Origin of the sequence: Pseudomonas sp. PS01303, assembly GCF_029959385.1 — a bacterium.
GTDB lineage: Bacteria > Pseudomonadota > Gammaproteobacteria > Pseudomonadales > Pseudomonadaceae > Aquipseudomonas > Aquipseudomonas rustica.
On sequence record NZ_JASCPK010000001.1, the window covers coordinates 161,294 to 178,220 of the forward strand.

The following is a 16,927-nucleotide window of genomic DNA, read 5'->3' on the forward strand; positions in this document are numbered from 1 at the left end:
ATGAATGGATGCGGATCGCTAAAAGTAGCTGTCGATAAAAATTACGAACGTAATATGTGCGTTTCCAGACATTTCGGTCAAGGCTTCAGGCAAGCGACAGGTTGGGCGTCTTTGAATACGGGTAATTGTGTACGAATATTTCACGCTTTTCGTTATATCGTAACGATATAAACCGCGAGCCAATGATTTTGGGGTGATATGCAAGTTGATCTGGAGGTGGATGGCACGCAGGTGACCGGACTGCCGCGTTTTCAGCAGGCGACCATGCAGGGCAGGCGACTGCGGCGTTGGGCGTTGGGCCTTGGCGGATTGGCCGGGGCGGGCTGGGTGTCGGCGTTTTTCGTCGGACTGTTTGCGCCGCAATCATTGTGGCTGCCGCTGCTGGTCAATCAGAGCGCGGCGTTGCTGGTGCTGGTCGCCGGGCTGCAATCGGCGTGGTGGGTGACGCAATGGCGCGCGCGGGTGATCAATCCTGTTGTGCTGACGCCGACTGCCGACGATGAAGCGATTGCGCCAGAAGGTTGGTACGAGCGCCTGCTGGATCGCCTCAGTCAGCGCGGTTTGTATGTGCTTGGCCAGATCGGTGCAGCGACGCTGTGGTTGGGCGGTTGGGCGTTGCTGGTGGCGCTGAGCATCGAACAGGTGTGGAACCTGACGTTGCCCGCCGCAACCGTTGGAGTGTCCGCCTCCGTCGGTGCGGCGTTGGCGTTGCTGCTGGCGTTCGGCTTGCTGGTACTGGAGCGGCAACTCGTTCAGGAAAATCCAGCGCAATGGCCAGAAGCCGGAGCGCTGGCGCAACTGACGCGCGTGGCGATCATCAGTCTGGTGCTCGGCGCGCTGTGTTTATTGTTCGCTGGCGACAACACGGTTTGGCCGGTTCGCGTGGCAGTACTCATCGGCATCTTGCCGGGATTGGTCGCGATCGAGCTGCTATTGCGCGCGGTACTCTCGGTCTTCAGCCCACGCCGCGAACAAGTCGAACCGACGCTGTTGGCGCGCAGTTTTGTCGCTGACATGCTGCGTTGGCCGCCGCAGCCGTTGCTCGCGTTGCAGCATGAATTGCACAACCGTTTTGGCATCGATCTACGTCAGATCTGGGCGTTCAGTTACATGCGCCGAGCGTTTCTGCCGGTGCTGGCGCTGGTCGCAGCGGTGGGTTGGTTGCTTACTGGCATCCATGAAATCCCGCTGCAGGGTCGCGGCATTTATGAGCGTTTCGGCAAACCGGTGCAGGTCTTTGGCCCCGGTTTGCACACAGGTTTGCCGTGGCCGCTGGGCCGCGTGTTGATCGTCGAAAACGGCGTGGTGCATGAGTTGGCAACCAGCGTCGGCGAAAACCCGGCGCCACTGCAAGCCGATCCCGCTGAAGGCCCGGCACCGATGACGGCCAACCGTTTGTGGGACGCCAGTCACGTCAACGACAAGTCGCAAGTGATCGCCAGCAGCCGTGGCGATCAGCAGAGCTTTCAAATCGTCAACATGGACGTGCGCTTCGTCTATCGCATTGGCCTGACGGATCAGGCGGCGCTGGCCGCGACTTACAACAGCGCTGATGTACCAACACTGATCCGCAGCACCGCCAGCCGGATTCTGGTGCACGACTTTGCTTCGCGCACGCTCGACGGTTTGCTCGGCGAAGACCGGGTAGGGCTGGGCGAAGAGATCGGTCGCGCGGTGCAAAGTGATCTGCAACAACTCAACAGTGGCGTGGAAATTCTCGCCACGGTGGTTGAAGCCATTCACCCGCCGGCCGGTGCCGCCAATGCTTATCACGCGGTGCAAGCGGCGCAGATCGGCGCCCAGGCGTTGATCTCCCGCGAGCGTGGCGCAGCGGCCGAAGTGAGTAATCAGGCGCAATTGCAGGCCAGCCTCGCTCGCGATCAGGCCAGCGCCAACGCCCGCGAAACCAGTGCCACGGCGCAAGCGGCGGATCTGAAATTCAGCGCCGAACAAAAAGCCTACGCCAGTGCCGGTCAGGCCTTTGTGCTGGAGCAATACCTCGCGCAGCTCAGCCAAGGCCTGAGCAAAGCCAAATTGCTGGTGCTCGATCATCGCCTCGGTGGCAGCAGCAATGCGCCGACCATCGACCTGCGTACCTTCACGCTGCCGGCTGACCCGACGCCCGCGCGCACCACCGCTCAACCAGGAGTCGCCCATTGAGCCAGTCGCACACGCACGAACCGCATGATCACAGCGGCCACGATCATGGCCACGGCGGACATCACCATCATCACGGGCATCATCACCACGGAGCGCCGGAAGAGGCGGGGCCTTTCCCGTGGCGGCGCATGGGCTGGGCGGTGCTGCTGGTGGCGTTCGCTATCGCGGCGGCAAGCCTGGTGCAAGTGCGCTCCGGTGAAGCCACGGTCATTACTCGCTTCGGCAATCCATCGCGGGTATTGCTTGAACCGGGTTTGAGCTGGCGCTGGCCGGCGCCATTCGAAGCGGCGATTCCGGTGGATCTACGTCTGCGCACTACCTCCAGCGGCTTGCAGGATGTCGGTACCCGCGACGGTTTGCGCATCATCGTTCAGGCTTATGTGGCGTGGCAGGTGCAGGGTGATCCGGACAACGTGCAGCGTTTTATGCGCGCCGTGCAGAATCAGCCTGATGAAGCGGCGCGGCAGATTCGTACCTTTGTTGGTTCGGCGCTGGAAACCACCGCCAGCAGTTTCGATCTGGCGAATCTGGTCAACACCGATGCCAGCCAAGTGCACATCGCTGAATTCGAAGCGCAGTTGCGTCAGCAGATTGATCAGCAATTGCTCGCGACCTATGGCGTGCGTGTCGTGCAAGTTGGCATCGAGCGTTTGACCTTGCCGTCGGTAACGCTCACCGCCACGGTCGATCGCATGCGCGCCGAGCGTGAAACAATTGCCACTGAACGCACGGCGATCGGCAAACGCGAAGCGGCGCAAATCCGTTCCGCTGCCGAACGCGATGCGCGAATTGTGCAAGCTGACGCCACCGTGAAAGCCGCAGAAATCGAAGCGCAATCTCGCGTTGAAGCCGCGCAGATTTACGGCCGTGCCTACGCCAGTTCGCCGCAGCTGTATAACTTGCTGCGCTCGCTGGACACCCTCGGCACCATCGTCACGCCGGACACCAAACTGATTCTGCGCACCGACGCCGCGCCATTCCGCGTACTGGTCGATGGCCCGCCGACACTCGACAGCAAATCCGGATCGCAGCCATGAGTGAAGAAGTTCCACGTGGAACACATTCGCTAAACAGCCCGTGGATTCAGGCCGGTCGTTTGGCATTTTTTGCCCTGTACGCGGTGACGGTGTTGGCCGCATTGGCGTGGGCATTCTCCAACGTGCGGCAGATCGACCCGCAGAATCGCGCCGTGGTTTTGCACTTTGGCGCACTGGATCGCGTGCAAAACGCCGGTCTGTTGTTGGCCTGGCCGCAGCCATTCGAACAGGTGATTTTGCTGCCCGCAGCGGATCGAGTCATCGAACGCCGAGTGGAAAATCTGTTGCGCAGTGATGAGGCGCTGAAGGCTGATCGCGTCGCTTCGTTCGCAACACCGCTGAGCGATGCGCTGGCCGGGTCTGGTTATTTATTGACCGGTGATGCCGGCGTGGTGCAACTGGATGTGCGGGTGTTTTACAAAGTCACCGACCCTTACGACTTCGTCTTGCAGGCCGATCATGTGCTGCCGGCGCTGGATCGTTTGGTCACCCGCAGCGCCGTCGCACTGACGGCCGCGCGCGATCTCGACACTATTCTTGTCGCGCGCCCAGAGTTGATCGGCGCTGACAATCAAGCCGCCGAACGCCGTGAAAGGCTGCGCGGTGATCTGGTGCAAGGCATCAACAAACGCCTCGCCGAGTTGAAGGCGAGCGGGCAGGGCATCGGTATCGAAGTGGCGCGGGTCGATGTGCAATCGAGTCTGCCTGACCCTGCCGTAAGTGCGTTCAACGCTGTGCTGACTGCCAGTCAGCAAGCCGATAAAGCCGTGGCCAACGCGCGCACCGACGCCGAGAAACTCACCCAGACCGCCAACGAGCAAGCCGACCGCACGCTGCAAGTGGCTCACGCGCAGGCGGGTGAACGCCTGGCCAAAGCCTCGGCCGACACCGCCACGGTGTCGAGTCTGGCCAGCAGCGCCGACCCGCAAATGCTCTTGCGCCTGTACCGCGAACGCATGCCGAAGATTCTCGGCCAGGCCGGATCGGTGACCACGGTCGATCCGAAAGACGATTCCCGCCTGATCATTCAGGGAGCCAGTAAATGACTGCGACGACTGCCGCACCGAGTCTGTTGTCCTCGGCCGAACAACGCCGCGCTGCCCGGCAACTGACCCTCGCCATGCTCGCGTTGGGACTGCTTGGACTGGGTTTGATCTGGCGTTGGCTGGTGCCGGAGCAAACCGGTGTCAGCCAATTGCTGCTGGGTTTTGCTTCTTTATTAGTCGCCGTGCCGGTAATGCGCTCGGCGTGGTATAGCCTGCGTTATCCAAGCCTGCACGGCATCACCGATCAACTGATTGCCTTGGCCATGCTCGGCGCGTGGGCGACTGGCGATCTGCTCACGGCGGCGTTGCTGCCGATCATCATGATCTTCGGCCACGTGCTGGAGGAGCGCAGTGTCATCGGTTCGCAGGAAGCGATCCATGCGCTTGGCCAACTGACGCGCAGTCACGCGCGCAAGGTTCAGGCCGATGGTTCGATCCTCGAAGTGGACAACGGCACGCTGAAATCGGGCGACACCGTTGAGGTGCGCGCCGGTGATCGGGTGCCGGCGGATGGTCGGGTTTTGTCCGGTCAGGCCAGTCTCGATACCGCTTCGATTACCGGCGAGTCGGTGCCGGTGGAGGCGGCTGTCGGCATGACGGTGTTCGGCGGCGCGATCAACCTTGATGGCCTGCTGCGTATTGAAGTGACTCGCACAGGTGATGAATCGACCCTCGGCAAAGTCATCGCCCTGATGCAAAACGCCGAGCGTTCGAAACCACCGATCACTCGTTTGCTCGAGCGTTATGCCGGCAGCTACATGGTGCTGGTGTTGTTGCTGGCGGCGGTGACCTGGTTCGTCACCAATGATGCGCAGGCGATGCTCGCGGTGTTGGTGGCGGCGTGTCCGTGCGCGTTGGTGTTGTCTGCGCCGGCGACGGCGATTGCCGGTGTCGCGGTGGCGGCGCGGCACGGGATTCTGATCCGCAGTTCGGCTTTTCTTGAAGAACTGGCTGACCTGACCTCGCTGGTCGTCGACAAGACCGGCACGCTGACTTATGGCACGTTGCGCTTGCAGTCGATCGACAGTTCCCACACAGACACCTCCGCGATTACCGCACTGGCTGCCAGCCTTGGTGCGGCGAGCAGTCATCCGGTGAGTCGAGCGTTGGCGGGGTTGGTCAGTCAGGAACAGTCGGTGGTCCTGAGTGAGATACACGAGCGTCAGGGTCTTGGTGTGGTTGCCATGACGGAGCAGGGCGAGGCGGCGCTGGGGCGACCGGAGTTGTTCGCGCAATTGGGCATCATTACTTCGACCGTTCCCGAGCACGACGGCCCGATTGCCGGGTTGTCCTTGAACGGTGAATTCCTCGCGTGGTTGTTGCTGGCGGACAGCGTCAAACCGGAGGCGCGTTTTGCCCTCAGCGAGTTGCGTGAATTGGGTTTGGGTCGGCAACTGTTGCTGACCGGTGATCGGCAGAGTGTCGCTCAGACTTTGGCGCGTGATGTTGGTTTGCAAGAGGTTCAAGCCCAGGCCTTACCTGAGGACAAACTCAATCGTGTGCTCAAGGAAATCGACAACGGTTTCCGGCCGATGGTGGTGGGTGACGGCATCAACGATTCGTTGGCACTCAAGGCCGGCGTAGTCGGTGTGGCGATGGGCGCCGGCGGTGCGGATATCGCGTTGGCCTCGGCTGACATCGTGCTGATCGGCAGCGATTTGCGCCGGCTCGGAACCTGTGTACGCCTCAGCCGCCAGTGTCGACGAACATTGCAGGTCAACGTGGTCATCGGTCTGGGCTGGACGCTGGCCATCGTTGTGTTCGCCGCATTCGGTTGGTTGGGTGCCGCCGGAGCGATGATCGCGGCGCTGTTGCATAACCTTAGTACGCTGCTGGTGTTGGGTAATGCCGGGCGCTTGCTGCGCTTTCAGGAACCCCTGCTCAAGCTCAAGGAAGAGATCTGAAATTAATTTTGCTCGTGTTGTAACGCCATCCTGGTCGCTCTCTCTAGTGCTATGTCGGGACTGAACAAATCGTTCAGCCGACATCCCTGACGATGACCGAGGAAAACAAAAATGACTATCAAGACCGCTGCTGCTGGTGCTGCTCTCGCTTTTGCCGCTGCTACGATGTTTGCCGGTGTTTCGACTACCGCTACGGCTGCTGATGCCAACGTTCACTGCTACGGCGTCAATGCCTGCAAAGGCCAGAACGACTGCAAGACCAAAGATCACGCCTGCAAAGGTCTGGGCACCTGCAAAGGCATGGGCTTCAAGGCCATGACTCAAGCGGCTTGCGAAAAAGCAGGTGGCAAGGTCGGCGAATAACTGACAGCAAGTGCCGCCGCAGTGGTTCACGCCACTGCGGCCACTTTTAGCAGGAGTCCGACATGTCCGCTTCGCTTCCTTTCCTGGGTTACGGCCTCGGTTTACGCAGCGCTTATTATCAGCAGATCCTCGAACAGTCGCCGGACGTCGACTGGTTTGAAGTGGTCTCCGAAAATTTCATGGTGCAGGGCGGCAAGGCTCTGTACTACCTGGACGCCATCGCCGAGCGCTATCCACTGGTGATGCATGGTGTGTCCTTGTCCATCGGTGGGCCGCATGCCCTCGATCCGGACTATCTCAAACAACTCAAGCAACTGGCCGACCGGGTCAAACCGGCATGGATCTCCGATCACCTGTGCTGGAGCCGTGGCAACGCCCATCAGTTGCACGACTTGTTGCCGCTGCCCTATACCGCAGAAAGCCTCGAATACATCGCCGGCCGAGTGGCGCAGGTGCAAGATGTTTTGCAGCGGCCGCTGGTGCTGGAGAACGTCTCCAGCTATGTGCGCGCCGCATCGGACGAGTTCAGCGAATGGGAATTTCTCGCGGCCCTGAGCCGGGAGAGCGGCTGCGAGTTATTGCTCGACGTTAATAATGTCTACGTCAGTTCGCGCAATCACGGCTTCGATCCATGGGCGTTCATTCAAGGTTTGCCGGCAGAAAAAGTACGTCAACTGCATCTGGCCGGGCACAACGATTACGGTGATTACGTCATCGACACCCACGACCATCCGGTGAGCGATCCGGTCTGGGCGCTGTATCAACGCACGCTGGAACACATCGGCCCGGTGGCGACGTTGCTGGAACGCGACGATCATTTCCCGCCGTTCGAAGAACTGCTCGCCGAACTGCACAAGGCCCGCGAGTTGGGTGACACGGTTCTGGCCGGGAGACAGCAATGCGCTTGAAGGAATGGCAACTGGCGTTCGAAGCGTTTCTGCTGGATGCCACGCCGGCCAATCGCGCCTTGGCCGACAACCTGATCGGTGGGCCGACGCTCGACGTCGGTACCGGCCTGGCGATTTATCACAACGCTTACGCGGCGCGTTTACTGGAAGTGCTGACCCACGATTTCCCGGCCATTCATTATTGGATGGGCGATGAAGAATTCGATCTGCTCGCCACCGCGTACATCCGCCAATATCCGTCGGCGCATTTCAGTCTGCGTTGGCTGGGCAAAGGTTTTGAAGCGTTTATCCGCGAGCATCTGGTGCCCGAGCAAAGTGCGCCGCTGGCTGAGCTGGCCGCACTCGAATGGGCGTTCACCCTGGCGTTCGATTCCCCGGCTGGCGAGCCGCTGACGATCAATGCGATGGCGATGCTGGCGCCGGAAGAGTGGCCGACCTTGCAGTTCAAACCGACGCCTTCGCTGCAATGGCTGGCGTGTGAATTCAACAGCGTCGCGATTTGGCGCTCGGTAAAAGATGAAGCGGATTTCCCGCACAGCGTTGCACTCGAAACACCCCAGGTCTGCGTGATCTGGCGTCACGACTTGGTCTGCAACTACCGCAGTCTGGACCGCGCTGAAGCGAATGCGCTGAATGGGTTGTTAAACGAAGGCTGGAGTTTCTCCGAACTGTGCGAAGCGTTAGCAGTCATCTATGGTGAGGGCGCACCGCTGCAAGCTGTTACGTGGTTGAAACAGTGGGTTCAGGATGGCTTGCTGGAGCGTTTGCAACGATAGTTTTGGCTAATTAAATCGATAGCCTGCTATTTTTCAAGGATGGTCTACCCTCAGATCTGACGGTCTGAAACAAGGGGGATTTTCCATGCTCGCGCAACTTCCACCGGCCTTACAGAATCTGCAGCTACCGCTTCGCTTGCGACTCTGGGACGGCCATGAGTTCAATCTGGGGCCGGCGCCCAGCGTCACCATCGTGGTCAAGGACCCGCAGATGGTCACCCAGTTCACCCATCCAAGCCTCGATGCGCTCGGAGCGGCCTTCGTTGAAGGCAAGCTCGAACTGGAGGGCTCGATCAGCGAGGTCATCCGGGTCTGCGACGAATTGAGTAACGCGTTGCTCGGTGACGATGACGACAATCAGCCGGTGCGGGCCTTGCACGACAAGGAAACCGACGCCAAAGCCATTTCCTACCACTACGACCTGTCCAACGCGTTTTACCAGCTCTGGCTGGACAGCGACATGGCGTATTCCTGCGCGTATTTCGAAACGGGCAGCGAAACCCTGGAGCAGGCGCAACAAGCCAAATTCCGTCATTTATGCCGCAAGCTGCGTTTGCAGCCGGGCGAATACCTGTTGGATGTCGGTTGCGGTTGGGGTGGTCTGGCACGTTTTGCCGCACGCGAATTCGGTGCGAAAGTCTTCGGCATCACCCTGAGCAAGGAACAACTGGAACTGGCGCGCGAGCGAGTAAAAGCCGAGGGCCTCGAAGACCAGATCGAACTGCAACTACTCGACTATCGCGACCTGCCGCAGGATGGCCGTTTCGATAAGGTGGTCAGCGTCGGCATGTTCGAGCATGTCGGCCACGCCAATCTCGCCGAGTACTGCAAAACCCTGTTCGGCGCGGTGAAGGAGGGCGGTCTGGTGATGAACCACGGCATCACCGCCAAACACACGGATGGCCGTCCGGTGGGACGCGGCGCCGGCGACTTTATCGAGAAATACGTATTCCCCAACGGCGAGCTGCCGCACCTGTCGATGATCTCGGCGGAGATCAGCGAAGCGGGGCTAGAGATTGTCGACGTCGAAAGCTTGCGCCTGCATTACGCGCGCACGCTGGATCACTGGAGCGAACGGCTCGAGGACAATCTCGAAGCTGCGGGCAAACTGGTGCCGGATCAGGCGCTGCGCATCTGGCGTTTGTACCTGGCCGGCTGTGCTTACGCCTTCGCGCGCGGCTGGATCAATCTGCACCAGATCCTCGCGGTGAAAGCACATCCGGATGGCAGCCACGAACTGCCATGGACACGCGACGACATCTATAACCCCTAAACCTTTTCCTCTCCTTAGGGAGAGGGGGGCTTTAGAGAATCGGTGAAATAAGCCGGGCGATCCGCATGCCGAGTTGTTGCAGGCGGTGGATCTCCCGGCTTTCTTCTTTGGCGACTTCATCAGACTGCGCGAAGTCGTCGTTAAGCATTTGTTCCACGTCGGCGGCGAACGCACTGTCGACCGTCAGCAACATCACTTCGAAATTCAGCCGGAACGAACGGTTGTCCAGATTGGCGCTGCCAATCGCGCTGATCTCGCTGTCGATCAACACCACTTTCTGATGCAGAAACCCTGGACGGTAACGGAACACCCGCACGCCGGCGCGCACCGCTTCGAAGGCATAAAGGCTGGAAGCGGCGTAGACGATGCGGTGGTCGGGGCGCGAAGGCAGTAGCAATCGCACATCGACACCGCGCAACACCGCCAGTCTTAACGCGGCGAAAACCGCTTCATCGGGGATGAAATACGGGCTGGTGATCCACACCCGTTCTGTCGCCGCATGGATCGCTTCGACGAAAAACAGCGAGCAGGTTTCGTACGCATCGGCCGGGCCGCTGGCGAGCAATTGGCAGAGCACGCCGTCTTCGGGGTATTCATCCGGCAGGATCAGCGGCGGCAGGGTGCGTGCGGCCCAGAACCAGTCTTCGGCAAACGATTCCTGCATGCACGCCACCACCGGGCCGCGGACTTTGACGTGGGTATCGCGCCACGGTGCCAGCGGTGGTTTTTCGCCCATGTATTCATCGCCGACGTTGTGCCCGCCGACGAAACCGACCACGCCATCGACTACGACGATCTTGCGGTGGTTACGGAAGTTGACCTGAAAGCGGTTGAGCCAGCCGCTGCGCGTGGCGAAAGCTTTGACCTCGACACCGCCATCACGCAGCGCCTGCACGTAACTGTGGGGCAGGGCATGGCTGCCGATGCGGTCGTAGAGCAGGTGAATGGTCACGCCATCGGCAGCTTTCTTCAGCAGCAGATCACGCAGGCGCTGGCCGAGGCGGTCATCGTGGATGATGAAAAACTGGATCAGCACCGCTTCCTTGGCCTGCTCGATGGCGTGGAAAATCGACTCGAATGTCGCCGTGCCGTTGATCAGCAGCTGCACTTCGTTGTTCGCCAGACACGGCATGCGCCCAAGCTTGGGCATCGCCCGCAGTGACGCGTAGGCATTCGAGGCGCGCGCGGTCAGGGCTTCTTCCACCCAAGGGCGCCAGTTCAGCTCGGAAATGGCCTGACGCATTTGTTCGTTGGCTTGGCGCCGCGCCTTGATGTAACCATCAAACGTGCTGCGGCCGAACACCAGGTAAGGAATTAGCGTGAGGTAGGGAATAAATATCAGCGACAATGCCCAGGCGATCGAACCTTGAGCCGTGCGCACGGTGAGCACCGCGTGAAGAGCGGCGATCAAGCCGAGGGTGTGTATCAGGGCGATCAGGTAACCGAAAATGTGCGGTCCAAAATAATCCATGGGGCAGCCTTGCTCCGGAAGATTCAATGCTTAACAGACCATGTTCTGTCGCGATTGTCGCTATTTAATTGGTGCATGAACCGAAGCAATCGGCCGACGTCTAACGGCCACTACTGATCAGGAGTTTTTCGATGAACGTTCGTCTGCTGGGTTTGGCGCTGGGTCTGGGTTTGGCTTTGCCGGTGGTTGCTCAGGCGCAGATGCTGCAGCCGGGTCTGTGGGAAATGACATCGAGCAACGTCAAGGTCGATGACCAGCCTATGGATGTGCAATCGATCCTCGGTCAACTGCAAGGGCAGATGACCCCGCAACAGCGCGCGGCGCTGGAGAAAAACGGCATCAATATCGGCGGCAAAGGCATCCGCGCCTGCCTGACGCCAGAGCAGGTGGCGACCAACGATATTCCGTTGGCCGACCCGCAATCGGGCTGCAAACAGCAGATCACCGATCGCACCGGCAACCAGTGGAAATTCCGCTTCAGCTGCCCGAAAGCACAGGGCACCGGCGTGGCGACGTTCCTCAGCGATCGTGAATTCACCACGGTGGCGAACGGCACGTTCAATGCGATCGGGATCAACCAGAAGGGCAGTTTGGAAACCCGTGCGGTGTGGCTGGGCCAGGATTGCGGCGCTGTGAAACCCCGCGCTTAAAAAGCATCGCGAGCAAGCTTTGCTCCTACGGAATTGTGTGAATCTGTAGGAGCAAAGCTTGCTCGCGAAGGCGTCCTAACAGTCAGCGCATAAACCTCAGCGCTAGCCCGCGACATCCCTCGTTCACCCGTCCCTCCCGCCATGCAATCTGCCCCGACACAATCGTCGCATTCACCCGATGCCGAAAGCTGCGCCCGGCAAACGGCGTCCATGCGCACTGTGACAGAATCGGCTGCCGATCGACCTCCAGCCTCTGCGCTTCAACCAACACCAGATCCGCCCAATACCCTTCACGCAAATAGCCACGATCCGGAATCGCAAACAGATCCGCGACGCGATGGCTGGTCTTCGCCACTAACGTCGTGACCGGCAAAACCCCATCCGCCACCAACTCCATCAGCGCTGGCAACGCATGCTGCACCAGTGGCAATCCCGATGGTGCCTGCGCGTAAGGCTGCTGCTTTTCTTCGCAGGTATGCGGCGCATGATCGCTGCCGATAACGTCCAACCGATTGCTGTTCAAAGCCTCCCGCAAAGCATCACGATCGCTTTGACTCTTGATCGCCGGGTTGCACTTGATCAGGTTGCCGAGCCTTGGATAGTCGCGATCATCGAACAACAAATGATGCAGACACACTTCAGCGGTGATGCGTTTCTGCGCCAACGGTTTGTCCTCGAACAAGGCCAGTTCACGCGCCGTGGTCAGGTGCAAAACATGCAGACGTGTGCCGTGACGTTTCGCCAATTCCACCGCCAGTGATGAGGATCGATAACACGCCTCGGCATTACGAATGAGCGGGTGAGCGGCGGGCGGAATACGATCGCCGAACAGCTCGCGCAGACTGGCCGCGTTAGCGTCGATGCTCGGCGTGTGTTCGCAATGCGCGAGCAGGATGGTCGGCACTTCGGCGAACAGTCGCTCAAGGATCTGCGGATCATCCACCAGCATGTTGCCGGTCGACGCGCCCATGAACACTTTCACCCCGGCCACTTCGCAAGGATTGAGAGCAGCCACCGTATCGAGATTGTCCCGGCTCACGCCAAAGTGAAAGCCATAGTTAGCCACTGAGTTGATCGCCGCCCGACGCTTTTTATCCGCCAGTGCTTCGAGGGTGAGGGTGGCCGGGTTGGTGTTGGGCATGTCCATGAAACTGGTAATGCCACCGGCGACCGCTGCGCGCGACTCGGTGTGAATGCTGCCCTTGGCCGGCGCACCCGGTTCACGGAAATGCACCTGATCATCGATCATCCCCGGCAGTAACCATTGGCCGTTGGCGTCGATTTCTACCGTGGCGTTTTCACCTTCAATGCTTCGCGCAATTTTGACGATGCGCCCGTTGCTGACCAACAGATCGCCGTCAAACTCGCGCCCTTCGTTGACCAGTCTGGCGTTGCGAATCAGCACGCTGCTCATGGTTCAGAACTCGTTCTGCAAGGCTTTGTAGCCGCGCACCAGGTCGACATTGGTGCGCGCCACGTCTTCGGAAAACTCCGAAGCGCTGACGCTCACCGGTGGGAATAACGAGAGGTCGGTGTTCGGGCCGATGCGGGTTGTGGAGGGCACGTAGAACGCGTCCGGCAAATCGCGACCATCGACCACCGAGTTGTGCCGTACCACGCAACCGTTGCCGACGATGCAGTTGAATAACACGCTGTTGAAACCGATGAACACGCGGTCGCCGACCACGCATGGGCCATGCACGATCGAGCGGTGGGCGATGGAACTGAACTCGCCGATGGTCACCGCCGCACCGGATTTTGAGTGGATCACCACGCCGTCCTGAATGTTCGAATTGGCGCCGATGGTGATCGGCTCCATGTCGCCTGAGGCGTCCACTTCGTCGGCGCGGATCACCGCGTAGGGGCCGACGAAAACGTTCTCGCCAATCACCACTTTGCCGCAGATGATCGCGGTTTTATCGACGTAAGCCGACTCGGCGATTTGCGGCAAATCGCCTGAAGGATTCTTGCGGATCATGGTTTGCTCAGCGCGTCGTAAAGGGTGTTGAGGTTGTATTCGAACAGGCCGGTGAAGGTGCTGGCCGGGCCGCTGGCGGCGAGGGCGTCGGAGTACAACGTGCCGCCGATGTGCGCGCCGCTTTCATCAGCGATCTGCTTGAGCAAGCGAGCGTCCTTGATGTTTTCCATGAACACCGCTTTGACCCTGGCCTGACGAATCTGGGTGATCAGCGCAGCGACTTCGGCGGCCGAGGGTTCACGCTCGGTGGACAAACCCTGTGGCGCCATAAAGTCGATGCCATAGGCCTGACCGAGATAACCGAAGGCATCGTGGCTGGTGACGATCTTGCGATTGCCCGGCGGCAGCGAACCAAGCTTGCTTTTGGCTTCAGCGAGCAGGGCGTAGATCTGCTTCAGATAGGCTTGGCTGTTGCGTTGGTAGTCGGCCTTGTTCGCCGGGTCGGCAGCGATCAGCGCTTTGGTAATGTTGGCGATGTACAACTCGGTGTTCGCCAGATTGTGCCAGGCGTGCGGGTCGGGAACGGTTTCGCCGTCCTCATCCAGCGAGCGTGGAATCACGCCATGGCTGGCACTGATGAGCGTGGCTTTGGTCTCGGTGCTGGTGACCAGTCGATCCAGCCACGGCTCGAAACCGAGGCCATTCTTGATGATCAGTTTAGCGCCGAGCAACGCTTTGGCGTCGTCCGGTGTCGGCTCGTAAGTGTGCGCATCGGCGTCCGGGCCGACCATGTTGGTGATCTGGATATGCTCACCGCCGACCTGATGTACCATGTCGGCGAGGATGCTGAAGCTGGTCACCACCGGTAATTTTTCTGCCGCCGACAATGACATCGACAGCAGCAGGCTGAACAACACGAGTAGAGCGCGCATCGGGAAACACCTCATTGGGATGTGAGCAAGGGCGGGCGGCGCAGCAGACCGTGAACCGGCCCGAACACCACCGACAGCAGATAGCCGACGCCGGCGACCAGCACGATGGCCGGGCCGCTTGGCAGCGAGTAGTAGAACGACAGGAGCAAACCGAACCACACCGAGAGGCAACCGATGACGGCGGCGATGGCAATCAGGATCGGTAAGCGGCGGCTCCAGAATCGCGAGGCAGCGGCGGGGAGCATCATCAGTCCGACGACCATCAGCGCGCCGATGGCCTGGAAACCGATCACCAGATTGAGTACTACCAGCGTCAGGAACACACCGTGGGCGAGTGGGCCGAGGCGGCTGACGGTTCTCAGGAACAGTGGGTCGAGGGTGTCGAGCAGCAGCGGTTTGTAGATCAGCGCCATGGCGATCAAGCTGAATCCCGAGACCCACATCATGCCGGTGAGGGTCGGGCCGTCGACGGCCAATGCTGAGCCGAACAGCAGATGAAGCAGGTCGAGGCGTTTGCCGGCGATGCCGAGAATCAGCACGCCGCTGGCGAGAGAAATGGGGTAGATCGCAGCAAGGCTGGCGTCTTCGCGCAGACCGGTGCGGCGGGTGATCCATGCGGCGAGTCCGGCCATGCTCAGGCCGGCGCCGAGGCCGCCGAGTGTGAGTGCGGGAAGGCTCAGGCCGGCGAACCAGAATCCCAGCGCGGCGCCGGGAAGGATGCCGTGGGCGACGGCGTCACCGATCAGGCTCATCCGTCGCAGGATCAAAAACACACCGAGTGGTGCCGTACTGCACGCCAAGACCAGGCCGCCGAGCAGGGCGCGGCGCATGAACACGAACTCGTTGAACGGTTGCCATAAGTGGGCGACGGCGAGCATCAGGCCACCTGCGTCTGAGGGGTTTGCTGGATCAGTTCAACGCTGGCGCCGTACACGCATTCGCGGTTTTTGATCAGCAAGGTGTGCGGAATGTGTTGGCGTACGGCGGCGAGGTCATGGCAAACCACGACGATGGTTCGACCTTGGTTATGCCAGGCGTGGATGTGTTGCCAGAGCAATTGTTGGCCGAATTCATCGAGGGCGGCGTGGGGTTCGTCGAGGAGCAGAACCGGGGCGTCGGTCAGGCTCAATCGGGCGAGAAGGGCGCGCTGTAATTCGCCGCCGGAGAGGGCCATGAGTGGGCGGTGTTCGAGTCCGCTCAGGTGCCAGTTTTCCAGTGCGTCTTTCAGGCGTTGTGCGCGCAGTTGGGTTGAGAGTCGGCGTCCCCAGAAACCGGCGGCGATCAGTTCCTCGAGGCTGATGGGGAACTGGCGGTCGAGGTGCTGTTGTTGGGGCAGGAACGACAAGCCGCTTTGACGTGGAACACTTAGGCTGACTTTGCCTGCCAAAGGTTTTTGCAGCCCGGCGATGACTTTCAGAAGGCTGCTTTTGCCACAGCCGTTGGCACCGATGATGGATGTGAGAGTGCCGCTTTCCAGCTCTAGATTCAGGGGTGTGGTCAGCGGTTGACCGGGTGCGCCCCAGATCAGGGATTGGCAGCGGATCATGCTTGCTCACGCTGCCAGTGGCTTTCGGCGACGGCATCGTGGGCGTGCAGACTTTCGGCGTGGATCACTCGCAAATGGAATTGGTTAACCCCGGGTGTACGGCGAAGTGCGAGATTCAATCGGCGTGCGGCGTCTTCGCAGAACATCAGGTTCTGCCCGTTGGCGAGGGCGAAGGCTTGCTCGTCGGCGCGTTTTACGGCGGTTTGTACGGCGGTGCCTAGGGCGGCTTCAGCGTCATTGATGATCGCGCTCAGCGGTAATTCATCGATGAACTCGTCGAGGTGCAGATGCAATTGTGCGGTGCTGCGTTGGCTGTGAGGTGTGGCGATGATGCCTTGGGTCGATCCGAGCCAAGCCAGCATGTCAGCGTGCTGAAGGGCTTTATTGGCAAAGTCGTCGACGAATTGTTGCTGGATTAACTGCCGAGACAAGGCCGCTGAACAAGGGCAGGTTGAGGAGTAGGGCACTTCTATTTTGAGTTCCACGTGGAACATCTTATTTTTCAAGCTGGCTGAAATGGTCGCTGGATAGGATTTCCATCCGGCCAATGGGCTAATCAACGCAGCGCGTTTCAGCAGTAGATCCGTGTGGATATTCAGGTAGGCGCAGTTGGATAAACCTTCGTGGCTATCCAGAAAACGTTTGAGCACCTGGTGCAGCAGAGCAGGGGAAAGGCTCTGCTGTTCCAGCGCTTCCAGCGCCAGATAGAGGCGTGACATGTGAATCCCGCGAGCCTCGCCGTCATCCAGACTTACTCCCGCATCAGCTTTCGCACTCAAGCGTTGGCCTTCCAATAAAACAGGTAATGCGATGCCGTGCATGCCCACCCATTCGAGGGGCAAGGCTTGGCGAGCGGACTGCGCGGCGATATCCGGAAGTGTCAGCGAATTCATGTTCGGAACCATCGTGTTGAATGAATTGGATGTTACATTATAACAATGCA

The 16,927-nt window shown here is 60.0% G+C and carries 16 protein-coding genes; 9 read left to right on the forward strand and 7 right to left on the reverse strand.

Features of this window, described 5'->3' with window-relative positions; genetic code table 11:
- The first annotated feature begins 198 nt into the window (after positions 1–198).
- From QMX93_RS00760 to cfaB, 8 genes are all read left to right on the forward strand, one after another.
- Positions 199–2,160, forward strand: coding sequence for a protease modulator HflK (locus tag QMX93_RS00760; RefSeq protein WP_282351493.1), 1,962 nt, complete (start codon positions 199–201; stop codon positions 2,158–2,160).
- Positions 2,157–3,197: a protease modulator HflC gene (locus tag QMX93_RS00765; RefSeq protein WP_282351495.1), complete on the forward strand. Its 1,041-nt coding sequence runs from the start codon at positions 2,157–2,159 to the stop codon at positions 3,195–3,197. Before QMX93_RS00760 ends, QMX93_RS00765 begins: the two co-directional genes overlap by 4 nt.
- Entirely contained in the window at positions 3,194–4,243 is a 1,050-nt protein-coding gene (locus QMX93_RS00770) for a protease modulator HflK (protein ID WP_282351497.1), read from the forward strand. The genes QMX93_RS00765 and QMX93_RS00770 overlap by 4 nt, the downstream gene beginning before the upstream one ends.
- Entirely contained in the window at positions 4,240–6,147 is a 1,908-nt protein-coding gene (locus QMX93_RS00775; protein WP_282351499.1) for a heavy metal translocating P-type ATPase, read from the forward strand. Before QMX93_RS00770 ends, QMX93_RS00775 begins: the two co-directional genes overlap by 4 nt.
- A gap of 111 nt (positions 6,148–6,258) precedes the next feature.
- On the forward strand, positions 6,259–6,510 hold the full coding sequence (locus QMX93_RS00780; RefSeq protein ID WP_053125233.1) for a hypothetical protein: 252 nt from the start codon (positions 6,259–6,261) through the stop codon (positions 6,508–6,510).
- Positions 6,511–6,572: 62 nt separating this feature from the next.
- Positions 6,573–7,418 (forward strand): DUF692 domain-containing protein, encoded by an 846-nt coding sequence (locus QMX93_RS00785; RefSeq protein ID WP_282351504.1) that lies wholly within the window; start codon positions 6,573–6,575, stop codon positions 7,416–7,418.
- The gene (locus QMX93_RS00790) at positions 7,409–8,194 is read left to right on the forward strand and encodes a DNA-binding domain-containing protein (RefSeq protein WP_282351506.1); all 786 of its coding nucleotides are present in this window, start codon (positions 7,409–7,411) and stop codon (positions 8,192–8,194) included. Before QMX93_RS00785 ends, QMX93_RS00790 begins: the two co-directional genes overlap by 10 nt.
- Before the next feature lie 85 nt (positions 8,195–8,279).
- Positions 8,280–9,467: a C17 cyclopropane fatty acid synthase CfaB gene (cfaB, locus tag QMX93_RS00795; RefSeq protein WP_282351509.1), complete on the forward strand. Its 1,188-nt coding sequence runs from the start codon at positions 8,280–8,282 to the stop codon at positions 9,465–9,467.
- A 31-nt stretch (positions 9,468–9,498) separates the two neighbouring features.
- Here the strand turns inward: cfaB and cls are convergent, their stop codons facing one another.
- Complete coding sequence (gene cls, locus QMX93_RS00800; RefSeq protein WP_053125224.1) at positions 9,499–10,938, reverse strand: cardiolipin synthase; 1,440 nt, start codon at positions 10,936–10,938, stop codon at positions 9,499–9,501.
- Between the two features lie 131 nt (positions 10,939–11,069).
- Between cls and QMX93_RS00805 the strand changes: the two genes are divergently transcribed.
- Positions 11,070–11,588 carry a DUF3617 domain-containing protein gene (locus tag QMX93_RS00805; RefSeq protein ID WP_034152149.1) on the forward strand — a complete coding sequence of 173 codons (519 nt, stop codon included), beginning with the start codon at positions 11,070–11,072 and terminating at the stop codon, positions 11,586–11,588.
- Between the two features lie 82 nt (positions 11,589–11,670).
- On the opposite strand, the gene QMX93_RS00810 is transcribed toward QMX93_RS00805, so the two are convergent.
- Genes QMX93_RS00810 through folE2 form a run of 6 tightly spaced genes read right to left on the reverse strand, consistent with a single transcriptional unit; the run spans position 11,671 to position 16,877 of the window.
- Positions 11,671–13,002: a dihydroorotase gene (locus QMX93_RS00810; protein WP_282351518.1), complete on the reverse strand. Its 1,332-nt coding sequence runs from the start codon at positions 13,000–13,002 to the stop codon at positions 11,671–11,673.
- A gap of 3 nt (positions 13,003–13,005) precedes the next feature.
- Positions 13,006–13,566 carry a carbonate dehydratase gene (locus tag QMX93_RS00815; RefSeq protein ID WP_282351520.1) on the reverse strand — a complete coding sequence of 187 codons (561 nt, stop codon included), beginning with the start codon at positions 13,564–13,566 and terminating at the stop codon, positions 13,006–13,008.
- Positions 13,563–14,438 (reverse strand): metal ABC transporter substrate-binding protein, encoded by an 876-nt coding sequence (locus tag QMX93_RS00820; protein ID WP_282351522.1) that lies wholly within the window; start codon positions 14,436–14,438, stop codon positions 13,563–13,565. Before QMX93_RS00820 ends, QMX93_RS00815 begins: the two co-directional genes overlap by 4 nt.
- Before the next feature lie 11 nt (positions 14,439–14,449).
- Positions 14,450–15,316, reverse strand: coding sequence for a metal ABC transporter permease (locus tag QMX93_RS00825; RefSeq protein WP_282351524.1), 867 nt, complete (start codon positions 15,314–15,316; stop codon positions 14,450–14,452).
- A complete protein-coding gene (locus QMX93_RS00830; RefSeq protein WP_282351527.1) occupies positions 15,316–15,984 on the reverse strand; it encodes an ATP-binding cassette domain-containing protein in 669 nt (222 codons plus the stop codon). Before QMX93_RS00830 ends, QMX93_RS00825 begins: the two co-directional genes overlap by 1 nt.
- Complete coding sequence (gene folE2 / locus QMX93_RS00835; RefSeq protein ID WP_282351529.1) at positions 15,981–16,877, reverse strand: GTP cyclohydrolase FolE2; 897 nt, start codon at positions 16,875–16,877, stop codon at positions 15,981–15,983. The genes QMX93_RS00830 and folE2 overlap by 4 nt, the downstream gene beginning before the upstream one ends.
- Between the last annotated feature and the right edge of the window lie 50 nt (positions 16,878–16,927).